The sequence below is a fragment of the Sphingomonas sp. genome (assembly GCF_035910975.1).
Classification (GTDB): domain Bacteria; phylum Pseudomonadota; class Alphaproteobacteria; order Sphingomonadales; family Sphingomonadaceae; genus Sphingomonas.
This window is the reverse complement of record NZ_JAMHWM010000044.1, coordinates 1-1,155: the sequence shown is the minus strand read 5'-3', so window position 1 is coordinate 1,155 and position 1,155 is coordinate 1. Positions and strand designations below refer to the sequence as shown.

General features: G+C 67.5%; 3 pseudogenes. All 3 read right to left on the bottom strand.

Annotation, left to right across the window (positions count from 1 at the left end):
* A pseudogene (locus tag VYI76_RS16580) lies at positions 1–685 on the bottom strand (transposase); the annotation flags it as partial.
* Positions 686–768: 83 nt separating this feature from the next.
* A pseudogene (locus tag VYI76_RS16575) lies at positions 769–951 on the bottom strand (transposase); the annotation flags it as partial.
* 22 nt (positions 952–973) lie between these two features.
* Positions 974–1,155, bottom strand: a pseudogene (locus VYI76_RS16570) (biotin synthase BioB); the annotation flags it as partial.

The window sequence follows — 1,155 nt, the reverse complement described above, 5'->3', positions numbered from 1 at the left end:
TGAGGGCGCCAAGCTTCGGCCAGCGGGCGCGGAGCTGGTCGGCGAGGTGGCGCCAGGTCTCGCCGGCGCTCTTTCGGCCGGGCTGGATGAAGGCCTGACGGATGGCGGCGACGACCATGTCGTGCTGGCCGCGCGGAACATGGGCGAGCGCGTCGCGAGCGAAATGCACGCGACCTCTTTGCCATGTGGCGCCGATCATGCGCCGGATCGCCGCTTTCAGGCCCTCGCGCGTCGGAGATGACGCGCTTCACGCCCTTCAAACCCCGGCGCGCCAGGTCCTTGAGGAAGCCTGCCCAGAACGGCGCGGCCTCCGACGAACCGATGCACGGGCCGTTCGCCAGCGGTCTCGAACCGGTGGCGACGCCGCTGGCTCACTTAGGATGACCGAGACCAGCGCCTTCTCGGTCGTCTTCCGCGCCTCGAGGAAGGGTGAGAAGTCGCTCCCGGTCCGGAGCTTCGGGATGCGAAGGTTGAGCCGTCTCAGCCGGCTATCAAGCATCCGATCGCGGTAACCGTCGCGCCAGGTTGACCGTTCGCCGTTCCGCCCGTACCGCCCGGCATCGGTCATGCCCTCCACGTCCGCCTCCATCAGGATCCGCGGAACCGTCCCGGCGGGGTTGCGCGGGAAGTTTCCATCATCAGCCTTTCGCAACGCTTCGATCAGTGCCATCCCGGCGTCGGTCACCGGGTCCTCTTGGGCTGTGGGTGAAGTCCGCGAACTCCACCTTGGCCGCGCTCCCCGATGGCCACCTCGTCTAGGCTCAGGACTCATAACCAGAAGATGACGGTGGCTGCGATGCAGATGGCGCTCATGAAGGTGTGGGCGCAGCGGTCGTATCGAGTTGCGACGCGTCGCCAGTCCTTGAGTCTGCCGAACATGCGCTCGATCCGAGTGCGCTGCTTGTAGATGTTGGCGTCGTAGGGGATCGGCGCCTTGCGGTTCGCCCGGCCATGGCTGCTCATGTTCGGGCGCTCACGCGGCCTTCATGCCCAGCGTCTCGAGCAGCACCTGATCAGCCGACACATCGGGGTTGCCGGTGACCAGCAGCTTGGCGCCGTAGAAGATCGAGTTGGCCCCGGCCAGGAAGCACAGCGCCTGCACCGCGTCGCCGAGCGCCTGGCGGCCGGCAGACAGCCGCACGCGGGTGTGCGGCA